The sequence below is a fragment of the Pseudomonadota bacterium genome, from assembly GCA_027624955.1.
Taxonomy (GTDB): domain Bacteria; phylum Pseudomonadota; class Alphaproteobacteria; order UBA828; family UBA828; genus PTKB01.
The window spans coordinates 20,048-37,151 of record JAQBTG010000023.1; the positions used below are offsets into that span (position 1 = coordinate 20,048).

The 17,104-nt window shown below is 57.5% G+C and carries 16 protein-coding genes; 7 read left to right on the forward strand and 9 right to left on the reverse strand.

The features are described 5' to 3' along the window. Positions 1-7: 7 nt before the first annotated feature. On the reverse strand, positions 8-1,015 hold the full coding sequence (gene cobS, locus O3A94_10380) for a cobaltochelatase subunit CobS (protein MDA1356661.1): 1,008 nt from the start codon (positions 1,013-1,015) through the stop codon (positions 8-10). Then, on the reverse strand, positions 1,016-1,660 hold the full coding sequence (locus O3A94_10385; GenBank protein ID MDA1356662.1) for a DnaJ domain-containing protein: 645 nt from the start codon (positions 1,658-1,660) through the stop codon (positions 1,016-1,018). Between the two features lie 111 nt (positions 1,661-1,771). On the opposite strand from O3A94_10385, the gene O3A94_10390 reads away from it, so the two are divergent. After that, positions 1,772-2,044 (forward strand): BolA family transcriptional regulator, encoded by a 273-nt coding sequence (locus O3A94_10390; GenBank protein MDA1356663.1) that lies wholly within the window; start codon positions 1,772-1,774, stop codon positions 2,042-2,044. 30 nt (positions 2,045-2,074) lie between these two features. Here the strand turns inward: O3A94_10390 and O3A94_10395 are convergent, their stop codons facing one another. From O3A94_10395 to O3A94_10420, 6 genes are all read right to left on the reverse strand, one after another. Further along, positions 2,075-2,662: an isochorismatase family protein gene (locus O3A94_10395; protein MDA1356664.1), complete on the reverse strand. Its 588-nt coding sequence runs from the start codon at positions 2,660-2,662 to the stop codon at positions 2,075-2,077. Between the two features lie 10 nt (positions 2,663-2,672). Further along, positions 2,673-3,185 (reverse strand): DUF2889 domain-containing protein, encoded by a 513-nt coding sequence (locus tag O3A94_10400; protein ID MDA1356665.1) that lies wholly within the window; start codon positions 3,183-3,185, stop codon positions 2,673-2,675. A gap of 76 nt (positions 3,186-3,261) precedes the next feature. Next, entirely contained in the window at positions 3,262-4,137 is an 876-nt protein-coding gene (locus O3A94_10405; GenBank protein MDA1356666.1) for an AEC family transporter, read from the reverse strand. 15 nt (positions 4,138-4,152) lie between these two features. Continuing rightward, entirely contained in the window at positions 4,153-5,445 is a 1,293-nt protein-coding gene (locus tag O3A94_10410; protein ID MDA1356667.1) for an HlyC/CorC family transporter, read from the reverse strand. A gap of 31 nt (positions 5,446-5,476) precedes the next feature. Further along, a complete protein-coding gene (gene aroB / locus O3A94_10415; protein ID MDA1356668.1) occupies positions 5,477-6,637 on the reverse strand; it encodes a 3-dehydroquinate synthase in 1,161 nt (386 codons plus the stop codon). A gap of 23 nt (positions 6,638-6,660) precedes the next feature. After that, positions 6,661-7,251, reverse strand: coding sequence for a shikimate kinase (locus O3A94_10420; protein MDA1356669.1), 591 nt, complete (start codon positions 7,249-7,251; stop codon positions 6,661-6,663). 331 nt (positions 7,252-7,582) lie between these two features. Here O3A94_10420 and O3A94_10425 point away from each other — a divergent pair, with 331 nt between their 5' ends. The 3 genes from O3A94_10425 to O3A94_10435 all read left to right on the forward strand — a co-directional run bounded on the left by O3A94_10425 (position 7,583) and on the right by O3A94_10435 (position 11,533). After that, positions 7,583-9,451 (forward strand): hypothetical protein, encoded by a 1,869-nt coding sequence (locus O3A94_10425; protein MDA1356670.1) that lies wholly within the window; start codon positions 7,583-7,585, stop codon positions 9,449-9,451. Next, entirely contained in the window at positions 9,451-10,491 is a 1,041-nt protein-coding gene (locus O3A94_10430) for a site-specific tyrosine recombinase XerD (GenBank protein ID MDA1356671.1), read from the forward strand. The genes O3A94_10425 and O3A94_10430 overlap by 1 nt, the downstream gene beginning before the upstream one ends. Before the next feature lie 85 nt (positions 10,492-10,576). Then, the gene (locus tag O3A94_10435) at positions 10,577-11,533 is read left to right on the forward strand and encodes an acetyl-CoA carboxylase carboxyltransferase subunit alpha (GenBank protein ID MDA1356672.1); all 957 of its coding nucleotides are present in this window, start codon (positions 10,577-10,579) and stop codon (positions 11,531-11,533) included. A 16-nt stretch (positions 11,534-11,549) separates the two neighbouring features. Here the strand turns inward: O3A94_10435 and secA are convergent, their stop codons facing one another. Continuing rightward, positions 11,550-14,330, reverse strand: a complete 2,781-nt coding sequence (gene secA / locus O3A94_10440; protein ID MDA1356673.1) for a preprotein translocase subunit SecA — start codon at positions 14,328-14,330, stop codon at positions 11,550-11,552. A gap of 204 nt (positions 14,331-14,534) precedes the next feature. On the opposite strand from secA, the gene O3A94_10445 reads away from it, so the two are divergent. Genes O3A94_10445 through O3A94_10455 form a run of 3 tightly spaced genes read left to right on the forward strand, consistent with a single transcriptional unit; the run spans position 14,535 to position 17,084 of the window. Continuing rightward, positions 14,535-15,404 carry a peptidylprolyl isomerase gene (locus O3A94_10445; GenBank protein ID MDA1356674.1) on the forward strand — a complete coding sequence of 290 codons (870 nt, stop codon included), beginning with the start codon at positions 14,535-14,537 and terminating at the stop codon, positions 15,402-15,404. A gap of 35 nt (positions 15,405-15,439) precedes the next feature. Continuing rightward, positions 15,440-16,672 (forward strand): bifunctional glutamate N-acetyltransferase/amino-acid acetyltransferase ArgJ, encoded by a 1,233-nt coding sequence (gene argJ / locus O3A94_10450; protein MDA1356675.1) that lies wholly within the window; start codon positions 15,440-15,442, stop codon positions 16,670-16,672. Next, positions 16,653-17,084 carry a (deoxy)nucleoside triphosphate pyrophosphohydrolase gene (locus O3A94_10455; protein MDA1356676.1) on the forward strand — a complete coding sequence of 144 codons (432 nt, stop codon included), beginning with the start codon at positions 16,653-16,655 and terminating at the stop codon, positions 17,082-17,084. Before argJ ends, O3A94_10455 begins: the two co-directional genes overlap by 20 nt. Positions 17,085-17,104: the final 20 nt, after the last annotated feature.

Here is a 17,104-nt window from a genome sequence, read left to right on the forward strand (position 1 = left end):
AGACCCTTCAACTTACGGGCGGTGTCGGCACCGCCGATTCGGGTAGCTCCTTACCAAAGCAGCGCTGGTAATATTCCGCCACAGCCGCGCGTTCCATCTCATCGCACTTGTTCACGAACGTCACGCGGAAGGCAAAGCCGATATCATGGAATATTTTCGCGTTCTCGGCCCAATGTATAACTGTTCGCGGCGACATCACCGTCGAGATATCACCCGACATGAACCCAGAGCGCGTCAGATCGGCGACTTCAACCATGGCATCAACGATCTTGCGATCCTCGTCATTATCGTAGACGGGCACCTGGGACTGCACGATCTGCACTTCTTCGTCATGCGGCAGGTAATTGAGTGTGGTGACGAGATTCCACCGGTCCATTTGCCCCTGGTTAATTTGTTGGGTGCCATGATAAAGCCCGGTGGTGTCGCCGAGGCCAACCGTGTTGGTGGTCGAAAAAATGCGGAAGGCAGGATGCGGATGGATTACTTTGTTCTGATCCAATAGCGTCATCTTGCCATCGACTTCCAAGATTCGTTGGATGACGAACATCACATCGGGCCGGCCAGCGTCATATTCGTCAAAGCAAATGGCTACCGGGTTTTGCAGCGCCCAGGGCAGGATGCCTTCGCGAAACTCAGTTACCTGCTTGCCGTCTTTAATGACGATCGCGTCCTTGCCCACGAGATCAATTCTGCTGATATGGCTGTCCAGATTTATCCGAATGCACGGCCAATTTAGGCGCGCGGCCACCTGCTCGACATGGGTTGATTTGCCGGTGCCGTGATAGCCTTGGACCATGACACGCCGATTGTGCGCGAACCCGGCCAGCAGGCTGAGAGTGGTATCATAGTTAAAGTGATAGGCAGGATCGACAACCGGGACATGCTCTTCTGGCTCAGAGAATGCCGGTACTTCCATGTCGTTATCGATGCCAAATGTTTGACGCACCGAAACCATGATGTCGGGAAGGCGATCGCTTAATTTGGGCGCGTCACCCAGTTGCTCTTGAGAGGCCATTTATTGTCCCTTCCGAGGGGAGGCTCGCCGCGGCTGCGGCGCGTGTGCAGTGTCAGAGACCTGGTTCAAAAGATACGTATAGGCCAGGTTGATCGATTTCAACAACTCTTCCGATTTTTTACTACCACCATTCATATCGGGATGGTGTTTTTTGGCTAACTCCATGTAGCGGCTACGCAATTTTACGCGATCGAATCCGAGTTCGAGATTGAGAGTGGCGCAAGCGCGTTGAGTATCCATGTCGGCCGCCGAGAGCTTTTTCCCACCCTCATTTTTGTCTCCATTTTTTTGCTTCTCCGCCCCAAACCAGTCGCTCGAGAAGTTATGGAAAATATTCTCTAAATCGTCCATTTCCTCGTGCAACGGGCGCTTGACATAAACCGGCCATGTCGGGCGATGGCCGGTGACGTCATCGCGCTGAAAGTGCTCGATGTCCAATCGCGACCAGCCCTCGAAGAAATTCCACGCGCGGTTATATTCGCGTACGTGATCGAGGCAGAACCAACGATAGCTGCGCAAATCGTGGGGCGCCCGCGGCGCGCGGTGCGGCGCGCGCTCGGCGCAAGCCGGATACTCACACATGTGCTCAGACGGAGGCTCTGGTTTCCCCGGTCGTGTGCGATGGTTGCCTTCGAAGACCTTCATCGAATAAGTATGCCGTCTGCTCTGTGGTGAGTAAAGGCGAGGCGTTGCCGTTGCGAGTGCGCCTACCAAATTCGATTTACCAAGCCTAAATCATGGCATGAAGAGGGAAATATGCGGGTTGCCCAGGCGATTGAAACCAAATTAGATGAGCATCTAGCGCCGGTAAGGCTCGAAATCAAGGACGAATCGGCGCGCCATCACGGCCATGCTGGCGCTCGGCCCGAAGGTGAAAGTCATTTCAACGTGACTGTCGTTAGCGCAATTTTTGAAGGGATGAGCCGCATCGAGCGCCAGCGACTCGTTTATCGTCTTCTCGCCGATGAAATGAAAAGCGACATCCACGCTTTGGCGCTCACCACACTGACGCCGGTTGAGGATTCTTAGTGCGGGTATTCAGAGGGTCGCCTGAGACAGTCATCGGCGCAGCAGGTCCAATACGTCGGCGGTCGAATGTACAGTGGCAAATTCGCCATGTAAGTTACTGATCGTAACAGATAAAATCTCATCAGCACTGTGCTCTTGGCCGTCCGGCCCAATGCATCCGTAGGCCCAGACGCCATCGGCCACGTATAGCGTGTTGAAGCCAAGGTTTCCGGCCATCCGGGCTGTTGTTTCGACGCACTGATTGGCGGTCGCGCCGCAGAGAATGAGGTGCTCGATGCCATCGCGGCGGAGGTCGTTCTCCAGGCCCGTGCCGATAAAGCTGCTGTTGACATGCTTGATGTAGACAGCTTCGCCTGGCGCAGGCTTGGCAAATGCTTGCACAACGGCTCCCGGGAGACCGGCGGTGAAGGGTGAGCCCTTCTGATGCGAATGGTGATGGATGTGGATGGTCTTTCCGCCAGCTTCGCGGAACCAATCTAGGAGGCGGCGAATATTGTTCTCCGCCATCGGCGTGGTGCGAGGAACACCTGATTCGTCGCGATGCACAAACGCCATCTGAACGTCGATCACCAACAGCGCAGTCTTTGAGAGGCTAATATGCTCGTCCTGTTCGGTCATCGTCTGCTTGCTAATCTCCCGTATACCAACTCGGATATTGTACTTTCACTACTGGACTGTCTGAAGCCCATGCGAGGCAGCTGTTGAGCATCGGTGGTTTGCGATCGCCCGCCGCCATCAGCTCCTTTTCGCGCAACGGGAAAATGGTCTGAAACGCTACCGTGGCAAGCACGCCCATCAGTTCCCTGAGATGGGTGCATCCTTTTATGCCGCCGACCCGTGATTTGATTTGGCGAACCCAACCCGGCGCGATTCGCAGCCCGACCAGCGCTTGAAAGTTTTCTGCAACGCTCGAACAGGGCTCGTAGGGTGTTACATCGGAGGCCGTTTCGATGCCCTGGATGCACAAATCATCGTCAACGGTTAGACGCACCCACATGTCGTGTACCGGTTCACCCGGTGCCACCTTGCCGCGCCAGTAACTCTCGATTTCATAGGACTTAACGTCGGTGAGGTGCGCCTCTATATCCCACAGGCCGTCTTCCCGCCGGTAGCCCCGGCAGTCGATCTGGCGTCTATGCATGGATTCTCTCGCTGCTGGCGCGCTGAGCGGCATGTCGGCCTCTTACTTCAGTTTGGGTGATCGAATGGTGAGAGTGCTAGAGCACTGCATATATCAAGAGCGGCATGAGAAGGAAAGCGAGGGTGGAAGAAAGCACCACGAGGCTGGCAACCTCTTCTGGATCGCGGTTGTAATAGGTGGCGAACAAATAGTTGAAGACTGCGACCGGCATTGAACATTGAATTATCAACACACCGCGCTCCATGCCCTCAAAGCCGAATAGTTCGGCAAACCCGAATCCACCGGCGGCGCCCATCCCAAGGCGCAAGAGCGAGAGCGCCAGGCTGCGGCTAAATCGCACCACTTTTAGCTTTGCGAGCGATACGCCGAGGGTAAAGGTCATCAATGGAATGGCGAAGCCGCCGAGCAATTCGGTGGTGTTGTAGATGAATTCGGGCGGCTGAGTGTCGGTGGCCAGAAAAATGGCGCCGATCGCGACCGCGTAAGGAATCGGTGCCTTGAGTAGGGGCACCGGTGTGGGCAGGCCGGAGAACAGCCATTGGCCGAAAATCAGCTGGGCAGAGGACGAGATCGCGAAAAACCCAATGCCGAGCGCCAATCCCTCATCGCCGAAGGCGAATAGGCAGAGCGGCAGGCCGATGTTGCCGGCGTTGGGAAAGGTCACCGGCGCCAAATAGGTGCGCATCGGTAGTTTGGCAAAATACAAAATGGTCGCAGCAACGGCGGCGAAGGCCAAGAGTACGGCCACAGCGCTCAACGCCATTTCCGCAATTTGGCCGGACATGCCTTGGATGCCGACCATGGTCGAAAATATGAGGCAGGGCGCACCGATATGCCCCACAAGCCGGGTCACGATGTGGGTGTCAAAGGGTTGGTCGAAGCGCGCCCAGAGATAGCCTAGTCCGGCACAAGCAACGACCGGAAAAATGGTGTTGAAGAGTTCCAGAATCATGGCGCGGCGCAGCGCCTATTCATGGTCTCCGGAATCCTTGGGCCTGCTTTGCGACGGAATCACGCGAACCGAAGTAATGCGGTTTTTCTGTCGCTCGCGGATATCTAAGGTAAAGCCGTCCAGCTCGATAAGCTCGCCGATCTGCGGGATCTGCTGCGCCACATGAAGAGCCAGTCCGGCGATCGTCGCCGCTTCCTCGTCCGGTAGGTTCCACTCAAAACGGCGGTTAAGGTCTCGGATCGTCGTATCGCCGGCCACCAGGACAGAACCATCTGAGCGCGCGACCGTATGGCGCAGCGTGATATCGTGTTCGTCCACAATGTCGCCGACGATTTCCTCCAATATATCTTCCAGCGTAACCAGGCCCATGAGGGAGCCATATTCGTCGACGACCAGGGCGAAGTGCGCCCGGCGCTCGCGAAATGCATTGAGTTGCTCTCGAAGACTGGTTGTTTCAGGCACGAACCATGGCGGCGTCAGCACCTTTTCGATTTCTACCGCCTCAATATTATTCCAATAGCCCTGCATAGCGCGCAGAAGGTCTTTGCTGTGGAGAATCCCAACAATGTTTTCGGGATCATCGCGCCACAGCGGTATCCGAGTGAACGGGCTTTCCACTGCCTGGTCAAGAATAGCGCGCACAGGCGCTTTCACATCGATCATCGCCATATTGTTGCGGTGAGTCATGACTTCGCCGACCGCAACATCGTCGAGATCCAGGATGCCGTGCAACATGTCGTGCTCATGCTTGATCACGCCGCCTTCCTCGGCTTGCAGGCTGATCGCACCACGCAACTCTTCTTCCGCTTCGTCTTTGTTATCGGTCACTTTGTGGGCGCCGAAAGGCATAAGCGTAACGTAGACGATGCCGCGCACCGCCAGCACGGCAGGCGTCAACAACCACACCAGCGCGACAAGGATTGGCGCCATGGCGAGCGCGACTTGATCGGCGTTGCGGATGGCATAGGTCTTGGGCAGCACTTCGGCGAAAATCAGAATTATCAGCGTGAGGCCGGCGGTAGCGTAAAACACGCCGACCTCTCCCGCGACGGATATCAGCAGGCTGGTGGAAAGCGCCGTAGCGAGAATATTGACGGCATTATTGCCCAGTAGGATCGAACCGATGAAATGTTCGCGCTTGCGCATCAGCTTGCCGATCATCTGGGCGCGCCTATTGCCTTGCTTTTCGAGATGGTGAAGCCGCGCGCGCGACGCCGCGGTGACGGCGGTCTCCGAGCCGGAAAAAAAGCCGGAAAGCAGAATCAGCAGAGCGATCGCCGCGACGGTGATCATTTGTCCGGTGCTCATAATGCCGTTGTCGTATTTCCGTAATAGTTAATCATGTGCTGCTCGTGGCGCTCAGGAAGTCGTCCAAGGCAGCCGAAATATCTTGTGGCTCGACGTCGCCGGCGACAAAAGCACCGCCTATACCGCGCGCCAATATCAAATGCAGGCGCCCGTCTTTAATCTTCTTGTCATGGCTCATATGCTGCATCAACGCTTCCCGTCGGCGCGCTGCGAGTGGCAGTTGCGCTGCCTCAGTGGGAAGGCCTTGCGCCGCCAGATGGGCGGAGACGCGCGCAACATCCGCTTCGCCGCACAGGCCGAGGCTGTGCGAAAGACGAAAGGCCAGCACCATGCCGATGCTGACCGCTTCGCCGTGCAACAGCGCATCGCCATACCCACATTCCGCTTCAAACGCATGGGCAAACGTATGACCCAAATTGAGAAGCGCGCGGCGGCCGTTCTCCTGTTCATCTTGCGAAACTATGCGCGCCTTTGCGCGGCAGCAGTGGGCGATGGCGTGCCGGCGGGCGGCGCCGTCCCCAGTCACGATCCGGCTGCCATTCTCTTCGAGCCAAACGAAGAAGTCCGGGTCGTCAATCAAGCCGTACTTAACCATCTCAGCATATCCCGCTGCTAGTTCGCGCGGCGGCAAGCTGTCTAGGGCGCCGGTATCGGCCAATACAAGGCGCGGCTGGTGAAAACTCCCGATAAGGTTCTTGCCATGGCGGCTGTTGATGCCGGTCTTGCCGCCGACCGAGCTGTCGATCTGCGCCAACAAGCTCGTCGGAAGCTGGATAACGTCTATGCCGCGAAGGAGAACACTGGCGGCGAATCCCGCGAGGTCGCCGATCACACCGCCGCCCAAAGCCAGCAGCGTCAACCCGCGCTCCGCCCGGGTGGCGAGTAGACGTTCGAGCAACGCCTCAAAACTCGCGAAACTTTTGCTTCCTTCGCCGGGTGCCAGGACGATGCTATCGCAATCTATACCGTGCCGGCCGAGAGATTCCACGACCCGATTCTGATATAGCGGCGCGACATTTTCGTCAGAAACCAGGATAGTTCTCGGCAGCGCGAGTAGCGGCGCAATTTGGTCGCCGGCGTCAGATAACAGTCCATCGCCAACAAGGATGTCATAACTGCGCGCGCCAAGAGCCACATGAACCAACTCGGAGGATTGCGCCCTACTGTCGGGCTCCGATTCACTTGCACTCACGATATTTCTCTAATTGGCTATATTTAGGTGGCTAAGTTTGAAGGTTTAGCGGCATCTGCGTCACTCTGCTCGCCTTCAATGAGGCGCTTCAAGGCAGCAATAACATCGTTGACGGTTTCCTCATGTGGTCCGTCCTGACTTTGCACGATGATATCTGCTTCTTGGTAAATGGGATAGCGCTCTTCGATGAGCTGGCGCAAGACTTCTTCCTTGTTCTCTACCTTCAGGAGCGGCCTGTTGTCACGGCGTGAGACGCGTCGCAACAGGACGTCGAAATCCGCGCGCAGCCATATGGAGTAGGCGCACTCCTTAATTCGCTTGCGCGTCTCAGGATCAATGAAGGCGCCGCCGCCCGTGGCCAAGACATGAGGAGGCTTGGACAAGAGCCGTGCGATAACGCGCCGTTCGCCGTCGCGAAATGCCGGTTCACCATGCACTTCGAAAATATCGGTAATGGAGAGGCCCGCCGCTTCCTCGATTTCCGAGTCCGCATCCACGAAATTCATTCCGATTCGAGCCGCCAAACGCCGACCGATGGCGCTCTTGCCCGATCCCATCAGGCCGACAAGAACGATCGAGCGGTCAAACGCTGGGTCTGCATTGGCCGCGTTCATATCCGCATCAGCCTGAAACTGTGTATGAATTGCCCTTGAGGGCGCGCCGTTCCTTGTTGCAAATGTTGCTGCCGTACGAGGCGGTCATTAAACTGCCTTACAATTGCCATGAACAAATAGATTATCGCAAAATAGTCATTTTTGGCGGTAGCACAAACTGGAGCGTGATCGACGCCCCGGCGGATTTCGGCGGAGTGAACGGCGAGCTGTATGGGATTTTATACGCGAATCATATTGTTGCTGGTGATTTTAGCAATTGGCGGAGGTCTCGCCTTTCTTTTGACCTGGGATATTCCGCCGCCTACCGGTCCGATCGAAAAGGTTGTACCCGATGCGCGATTCGAAAAATAAGCGACAATCGAGGTATGCCGCGATGCCGCTGTGGGGACTCTGTGCGGCCGCGTTGTTGATTGCCGCCTGGGGCTCAGCAGCAGCGCAGACGGCGGATTCGGATGCCCCAATTAGATTGGTGCCTTTGGAAGAAATCGTTGCGCCGGCCGAAATTTTGCCGTCGCCGGTAGTAGCTGACCCGCCGTTTCTCTGGGACGTCGAGAATTTTACGGCGCCTGAACGAACAGTGGAAAACGACAACGATCAAGTTGAGGTCGGCACCTTGGGGGAAATTAATGCCGATGACGTTGGGTTGTTGAACGAGCAATCAGGCGGTTTTCCGGAATCGCTGTGGTTGCGAACGCGGTACGATATCTTAACGCTTCTTCTGCCGCGACTGCCTGTCGAGGCGCGTTCTCCAGCAATGCGTTCGGCGGCATTAAGGTTGCTGCTCTCGCGGGGAAAAGCACCGCGCAGCGAAGGTGCGGAACGGAGCGAACTGATTCGCCTGCGTGCAGAAGTGCTGGCACGCATGGGAGAGTATGACGCCGCAATCGCTCTTCTGCAGGCCGCACCGAGCGAAAATTTCGAGGAAGTGCTCGCGCGCTACGATATTGATCGGATGTTCCTCCAACTCGATTTCAGCGGCGCTTGCCAACAGGCGCGCGCACACGTTGATCTCTCGCCAGACCCGTATTGGCAGCGCGCCCTGATTTTTTGCCAAAGTAAAAACCAGGAAACCGAGGCCGCTAATCTCGGCCTGGATTTGCTGCGTGAGAGCGGTTACGCGCCAGACGCTGCCTTCGTCACGCTGATTCAGGCAATGAACGGGTATGGCGAGGCGGAACTGGACTCCTTGCCGAACCCGACCCCGATGTTGGTTTCGATGTTACGTGTTTTGGGGGTTGACGCGCCGATAAACGCCGTCGATGTCGCCAATCCCGCACTTCTGCGCTTTATCGCCGGCGCTTCGGACAGCGACATCCAGATCCGCTTGTTGGCCGCGGAACAGGCGGAGGCCGTCGGCGCGCTGCCTGCCGCCAGCGTTGCCGCGCTTTATGCGATCGTGCCTTTCACTCTGGAGGAAAGGGCAAATCCGATCGAATACAGCGCGCAAGCAAACGGGCCGCTGGCCCGGGCAATGCTGTACCAGGCCATTCTCAACGAGAGCGTGCCGACTGCGCGCGCAGAAGCCGTGGGCATTGCCTTGCAGCGCGCCAAGGAAGAAGCACGTTTCCCGACCATGGCGCGTGTTTTGCTGCCAGCCATCCAAGAGCTGCCGGTGACGCGGGAATTCGCCTGGTTTGCCGCAGAAGCCGGGCGCGCGTATTTTGCCGCCAGCCGCTGGGAGGAAGCGCGCCGCTGGTTTGATGTGGCGGTCGCTGGGCGAGGCGCGGATCACGAGGCCAGACAGGCGGCCGTCGATTTGTGGCCGTTGATTGCTCTGACCGGGAAGGATTCAACCGGGAAGGATTCAAATGTCGACCCCGGAATGTTGACAGCGTGGTGGGAGTCACAGGGCGGAGCGTTGGACCCCGAGGCGCATAGCCGGGGCGGGCTGATGCTCACATTGCTCGCAGCATTGGGCCGGAAGGTTTCTCCCGAACAATGGGACGCCCTGCTCGCCGGGCCGCTGAGCGAGCCCAGCGCCGTCGCATCACCAGCCTTGCGCCACGCCTTGCGGGCTGCCGCTTCGGACCAACGTCTGGGTGAGGCGGTTCTGCTGGCGTTGCTCGGTTTGGGTGCGGGCGGTCCGGAAAATTCCGGTCTAGTCACATTGGGAGAAACGATCGTCGGGTTGCGCGCTGTCGGTCTCGACCGGGACGCTCAGGCGATAGCTGTAGAGGCCGCGTTGGCGGGCGGTTTGTGATGGCTACAACGCGCGGCGTGAAACGTCTGAGCGCAACTGACGATACGCGCGGCGTGAAGCATCCGAGCGCAATTGAAAATTCGTATGGCACGGCGCGGCCGCTGGGGATAGACGATGCGCGTGCACTCGAATTGTTTTTGGAAATGCTGCTCTCCGAACGTGGCGCGGCCGCACATACCGTTGACGGCTATAGGCGGGATATCGAACAGTTTGGAGCTTCGCAAAATTTGCGCGGATCAGATTTGGCCGGCGCCGACGGCGCTGCGGTGCGGGCCTTTCTGACGGAACTCTCAGAAAACGGTCTTGCGCCGCGGACGGCTGCGCGGCGTCTCTCCGCGCTCCGGCAATTCTACCGCTTTTTGCAAGCCGAAGAACTGCGCGCTGACGACCCATGCGCGACAATCGAGGGGCCACGGCTGGGCCGGCCGCTTCCAAAAATACTCAGCGAGAATCAGGTTGCCCAGCTTTTGGATGCCGCCCGACTTCGGTTGGCGGAGAATACTGGTAGCGCCCGCGCGCACGCCGATGCCGTCCGTTTGTTGGCGTTGGTGGAACTGCTCTATGCGACCGGGTTGCGCGTCTCCGAACTGGTGGAATTGCCGTTTGAGAATGTTATTGAAGGGCGCAAATGCCTGCTGGTGCGCGGCAAGGGAGGCAGGGAGCGCATCGTTCCCGTGGGGCAACCTGCGGAAGCCGCGCTCGCCGAATATGTGCCGCTCAGGGAGCTGCATACCGGCAAAGCGGGGCACTCGAAATGGCTTTTTCCATCGCGCGGCAGGCATTTGACGCGCCATCGATTCGCGCAAGTTTTAAAGGAATTGGCGATAGAGTCTGGCCTGCCGCCGGAGAAAGTTTCGCCGCATGTCTTGCGCCACGCCTTCGCCAGCCATCTGCTGGCAAACGGCGCAGATTTGAGGGCCGTGCAGAAAATGCTAGGCCATGCGGACATTTCAACCACGCAAATCTATACCCACATATTGGATGACCGATTAAAAGCGGTGGTGCGCAATCACCATCCCTTGGCCGGCGCCGGGCACTAGTGACCGCACGGCTTGGCGTGACAATGCAAAATGGCGTAGTTTGATGGCCCAAGAAAATGCAACGGAAAACGAAAATACCACGAAGATGAGCAGCTACTTGGATTTCGAAAAACCGATAGCCGAGATCGAAGGCAAGATTCACGAACTGCGCCATTTAAGCGACGGCAGCGGTGTGAATATCCTCGAGGAGGTGTCCCGCCTTCAGGGTCGTGTGGACCGCATCTTGAGGCAAACTTATAGCCGCCTCTCGCCTTGGCAGAAATCACTGGTCGCCCGTCACCAGCTTCGGCCGCACTTTTCGGACTATGTGAGCGCGCTGATCGAGGATTTCACTCCACTGGCGGGGGACCGCAATTTTGCCGAGGACCGTGCCATCATCGGTGGGCTTGGGCGCTTTCGTGGGCGTGCGCTAATGGTAATCGGTCACGAAAAAGGCGCCGACACCGAAGGCCGGATGCGCCACAATTTCGGAATGGCCAATCCAGAAGGCTACCGCAAGGCCGTGCGCCTAATGCGCTTGGCGGAACGATTTTCTCTGCCCGTTGTGACTTTGATCGATACGCCTGGGGCTTATCCTGGCGTTGGCGCTGAAGAGCGCGGACAGGCTGAAGCCATTGCCCGCAGTATCGAGACTTGCCTCGATCTCCGCACCCCTCTCGTAAGCGCCATCATCGGCGAAGGAGGTTCGGGCGGCGCTATTGCTCTGGCTGTGGCGAACCGAGTCTTGATGCTGGAACACGCAACGTATTCGGTGATTACGCCCGAGGGCTGCGCCGCCATTCTGTGGCGAGATTCTGAGCACGCTCAAGAAGCCGCTGATGCGCTAAAAATGACTGCGCAGGATCTGTACCAAATGGCGGTCGTCGATGAAATTGTCGCCGAACCCGTCGGTGGCGCGCATCGCTCGCCAGCAACCGCCATTGCTGCTTTGGGTGATGCGTTGGAAAAGGCATTGGACGGTTTGAAGCCGTTAAGTGGTGCGGAACTGCGCGCCAAGCGTCGCGAAAAATTTCTTGAGATTGGAAAAATAGGTCTCAGTTAATAGCACTCTTCGGCGCCTAAGTTAAATTTCCATGGCACTGTTTGAATTTTTTTCCCGAGCCACAGGGGCAGGGCGTGTTGCGGCCCGTCCGGCCCCATGTAGAGGGGTCGTCCTTATCGAATTCCGCGTGGCGCATGGTGCCAAGTTTGGCTTCGGCGGCGAGAATCTCTTCGTCGCTCATAGCGGGCGGCAGTGGGAAAGCGTCTGAATCGTCCGTAATTTCCGGTGCAGAAGCGGGCGCCATGCCCGCAAAGGCAGGGTCCTCTCGAGTTTCATGGACTTCCTGCGGGCGCGGCTGTAGCGCTCCTTGATCTTCTTCGTTGAGACGCAGGTCAACATGGGTCAGCAGCTGGGTAACTTGTTCGCGGAGGCCTGAAAGCATGGTTTCAAACATGCTGAACGCTTCCTGCTTGTATTCATTCAACGGATCACGCTGCGCATAGGCGCGTAGCCCGATGCCCTGGCGCAAATGGTCTAGCGTCAGCAGATGATCTTTCCATGTCTGGTCGAGAATCTGCAACAAAAGACTCTTCTCGGCCATGTGCCACATTTCGCTGCCGTATTTCGCTATCTTTGCCGCCGCTTGGCGATTCGATGCATCGGTAATTCGCTCACGTATCTCCTCGTCCGCAATACCTTCCTCCGAAGCCCATTCCTTAATCGGCAGATCTAGGTTGAGCAGGCGCTGGCAGTCCTCCGTCAGCTTTTCGACATCCCATTCTTCGGCGTAAGCCTTTTCCGGGATATTGTCGTCAACAATGTCCTCAATCACCTCGTGACGCATGCCGGCGACGGTTTCGGAGACATCCTCAACGCGCATCAAATCCTTACGTTGTTCATAAATCACTTTGCGCTGATCGTTCATGACATCGTCGAACTTGAGTAGATTTTTGCGGATCTCGTAGTTGCGTGCCTCGACTTTCTGCTGGGCCTTTTCCAGGGCTTTGTTGATCCACGAGTGGATTATGGCTTCGTCTTCCTTCAGGCCGAGTTTGGAAAGCATCGAATCCATCCGCTCGGAACCGAAAATGCGCAACAAATCATCTTCGAGGGAGAGGAAGAATACCGACGCGCCTGGATCACCTTGGCGCCCGGCACGGCCGCGTAACTGATTGTCGATGCGCCGTGCCTCATGGCGTTCACTGCCGATGATGAGGAGCCCGCCCGCGGCTAGAACTTTTTCCCGCTCTGTCGCCACTTCGGCGCGGATGCGGTCGCGCTCTCCTTCAAGCTTGGCGGCATCCTCTTCTTCGGCAAGCTCGCCGAGAATGCGAAAATCGACGTTGCCGCCGAGTTGGATATCGGTGCCACGTCCGGCCATGTTTGTCGCAATGGTCACCGCGCCGATACCACCGGCCTGGGCGATTATGCCAGCCTCTTGCTCGTGGTAGCGCGCGTTGAGGACGCTATGCTCGATCCCTTTCTCCTTCATCATTCCGGATAGCAACTCCGATTTTTCGATGCTGGTGGTGCCGATCAAAACCGGCTGACCCGCCATACGGCTGACTTCGACACGGGCGATGACCGCCTTCCATTTTTCGTTGGCGGTGCGATAGACCTCGTCGTCATTGTCTGCTCGCACGCCGGGCTTGTTGGTCGGAATCTGCGTGACCTCGAGCTTGTAAATATCGGCGAACTCGGACGCTTCCGTCGCCGCAGTGCCGGTCATGCCACCGAGCTTGGGGTACATGCGGAAATAGTTTTGAAAGGTGATTGAGGCCAGAGTTTGGTTTTCGTTTTGGACGGAAACCTGTTCCTTGGCTTCGAGGGCCTGATGCAGACCATCGGAAAAACGCCGACCGGGCATCATGCGGCCGGTAAACTCGTCAATAATGATGACCTGACCGTCTTTGACGATGTAGTCCTTGTCGCGTTCAAACATCTTATGGGCACGTAACGCCTGATTGACGTGATGCACGACCGAGATATTTTCGATGTCATAGAGATTGGGGCTTTTCAGAAGGCCCTGTTCCTCAAGCAGTTTTTCGGCTTTCTCCGTGCCGACATCGGTGAGCGTTGTCGCGCGTGCCTTTTCGTCGATTTCGAAATCATCTTCGGTGAGGTGGGGGATGAGGGTATCGGCGTTTTGATACATTTCCGAATGATCCTCGGCAGGACCCGAGATAATTAGCGGCGTACGCGATTCGTCGATCAAGATGCTGTCCACTTCATCGACGATCGCAAAGTTGAATTCTCGCTGCACCATGCTTTCCAGCGTGAATTTCATATTGTCGCGCAAATAGTCAAAACCGAATTCGTTATTGGTGCCGTAAGTGACATCGCGTCGATATTGGTCGCGGCGTGAATCGTCGTTGAGGCCGTGCACGATGCAGCCGACGCTCATGCCGAGAAATTCGTAGATCGCGCCCATCCAGGCGGCGTCGCGTTGGGCGAGATAATCGTTTACGGTGATGATGTGCACGCCCTTGCCCTGAAGCGCGTTCAAATAAACCGGAAGCGTCGACACAAGCGTTTTGCCTTCGCCAGTCGCCATTTCAGCGATATGGCCCTCATGCAAAACCATGCCGCCGATCAACTGCATATCGTAATGGCGTTGGCCGAGGGTGCGTTTTGCGGCTTCTCGTACGGTGGCAAAAGCGTCTGGAAGAATGGCTTCCAAATCCGGCTTTTTGGCAAGGCGCTCCCGCAGCTCACCCGTGCGGGCGCGCAACGCCTCATCCGAGAGCGCCTCCAACCCCGCTTCGAGGCTGTTGGTAGCGTCGACTTGCTTGGCGTAGGCCTTGACCACACGCTCATTTGCCGTGCCGAAAATTCGGCGCGTCAATCCCCGCATCATGGGATGACCTCGAAATCAGTCTAGATTAGCGCGACCGCGATCAGCCCGCTCTTGAGAGATAAGCGCGCTGCGGGACAGTGTCAACGGCCCTGCCGGTCGAGATACTAGGGGCACTAGACAGGTTGTGTGAATTTAGGCGATATGGTTTAAGCCCAGCTTGGCGGCGCGTCGGGCAGCCGTCATCGCATGGCATGGGGAATTCATATGATATTGTCCGGATTTAGCCACGTTGGCGCGCGCTGGCTCGCGTCAATCGCTGTCGCGGTGCTTATTCTCGTGGCGAGCTGGCATTCCGCTTTGGCTGCGGACGACAGTCCCGTGGCCGCGACCGTAAACGGCGAAACCATAACCCGAACCGAAATATTGCTGGCATTGGAGCTTCTGCCTGCGCAGTTTCGCAACCTCCCGCCCGATCAGTTGTTTCCCCTGATTCGCAACCAGTTGATCGATATTAAATTGCTGTCTGCCAAAGGTGCCGAATCTGGATTGAAAAAGGATCCGCGAATTTCCGCGCGAGTCGACTTCTATGCCATGCGCCTTGCCCATGATTATTATGCGCGCGACATTGTCGGGAAGTATCTCGATGAAGATCTGTTGCAGGAGGGATACCAGAAGTTCCTGGAAAATTTTCCCAAGGCCGAAGAAACGAACATCAGTCATATCCTCGTCGCCACCGAGGCAGAAGCCCAAGAGGTCGTCGCAGAATTGAAATCGGGCGCTGACTTTTCGGCGACCGCGCGGCGATACTCGGTCGGGCCGTCTGCACCTCAGGGCGGCGCGTTAGGCTTCCTTCGCCGTGAGCAAGTGGTGCCCGAATTCGCCGAAGCCGCCTTTGCGCTGGAAGACGGCGGGATTTCTGAGCCGGTAAAAACTTCGTTCGGTTGGCACGTCATTACGGCTTCGGAGCGGCGAATTCCGGAGCCGCCAGAATTCAGTCAGGTCGAACAAAAGCTGCGCGCCGAAATCGCCGACCGCCTAGTATCCGATGCCGCCAAGCAGGAGCGGCAAGAGGCCGAGATTGAGCTGTTCGAGATGGATGAAGATTTTTTCGACGGCGAGACCGTCGCCCCTTGAGGCACTCATTCTGAGCAAGTAGTAAGGGCCCCCGCATGAGCGGCATGTCACCTCTAGCACCAAAAAAATTTCCCACCCTACCGGCAGTTGCCGGTGTGCGCCTGGCGGCCATAGCCGCCGGCGTGCGGTACGTAGGACGGGACGATTTGCTGCTCGCTGAATTCGCGAAAGGAACACGCGTCGCCGGTGTTTTGACGCGTTCCCAAACACCGGGTGCGCCAGTGAAATGGTGCCGAAAATTGTTGCCTAAAGGCCAGGCGCGAGGACTTGTGGTCAATTCCGGCAACGCCAATGTTTTTACCGGCCGAAGTGGGGACGCGGTTGTCAGCCGCACGGCCGAGGCGGCGGCGCGGCTTCTCGGCGCCTCGCCGAACGAAATTTTTGTCGCGTCAACCGGGGTCATCGGGGAGGCGCTGCCAGTGGAGCGAATAACCACGGCGTTGCGGCCGCTTTCCGAAAAATTATCGCCAACCGCTTGGCCAGATGCGGCGCGCGCGATCATGACCACCGATACCTTTCCGAAAGGCGCGGTGCGCCGGACGAAGATAGACGGCGTGCCAGTCACGATCTCGGGGATTGCCAAGGGCTCTGGCATGATCGCGCCGAATATGGCGACCATGCTGGCATTTCTCTTTACCGATGCGCGATTGCCAGCACGGGTTCTGAATTCACTTCTGCGCCCAGCAAACGACCGTTCCTTCAATTCAATTACCGTCGACGGCGATACGTCGACGAGCGACACCTGCCTGCTGTTCGCCACCGGAGCGGGCGCACACCATCCTGCCGTGACACGGGCAGGCGATTCTCGCCTCGAGGCCTTCCGCACGGCCTTGCAGGAAGTGATGACGGACCTCGCGCAGCAAATTGTGCGCGATGGCGAGGGCGCTGAGAAATTTGTGACTGTCCGTGTGGGCGGCGCTGCGTCGGACGCGGCGGCACGGCGAGCCGCGCTAGTGGTGGCCAATTCACCGCTGGTGAAGACAGCCATTGCCGGCGCCGATCCCAACTGGGGGCGGTTGGTGATGGCCGTCGGCCGCTCGGGCGAGCGCATTCGCGTCGAGAAGATGGTGATCGCCATTGGTGGGCAGACCGTGGCACGCGGCGGCAAGAAACTGGCCAGTTATAGAGAAGACAAGGCAGCCCGCCATATGCGAGGCAGAGACATCGAAATCGATCTTGACCTTGCGGTTGGAAACGGTGCGGCGACTGTTTGGACCTGCGATTTGACTCATCGCTATATCGATATCAATGCCGATTACCGCTCCTGACGGCGCCGGGCAAAAGCCCATTCTCCTGGTTGCCGCCATCGCCCTGGTCGATGCCGATGGCCGAGTCCTAATTGCACAACGGCCAAAGGGTAAACATCTCGAAGGTTTATGGGAATTTCCGGGCGGCAAGCTGCGCGACGGCGAAACGCCGGAAGTGGCCCTAATTCGCGAATTGAACGAGGAGTTGGGTATCGATGTCGAGCATACTTGCCTGGCGCCGCTCAGTTTTGCGTCGCATGATTATGAAGAATTTCATCTCCTGATGCCGCTCTATGTTTGCCGCGTTTGGAACGGTATCGCGCGCGGGCGCGAGGGTCAGCAGTTAAAATGGGTGCGGCCGTCCAAACTCACTGACTGGCCGATGCCTCCAGCCGATGCGCCGCTTGTCGCGGCGTTGCGCGATTTGCTGTAGGTACAGCCGGCAAAGAAGGT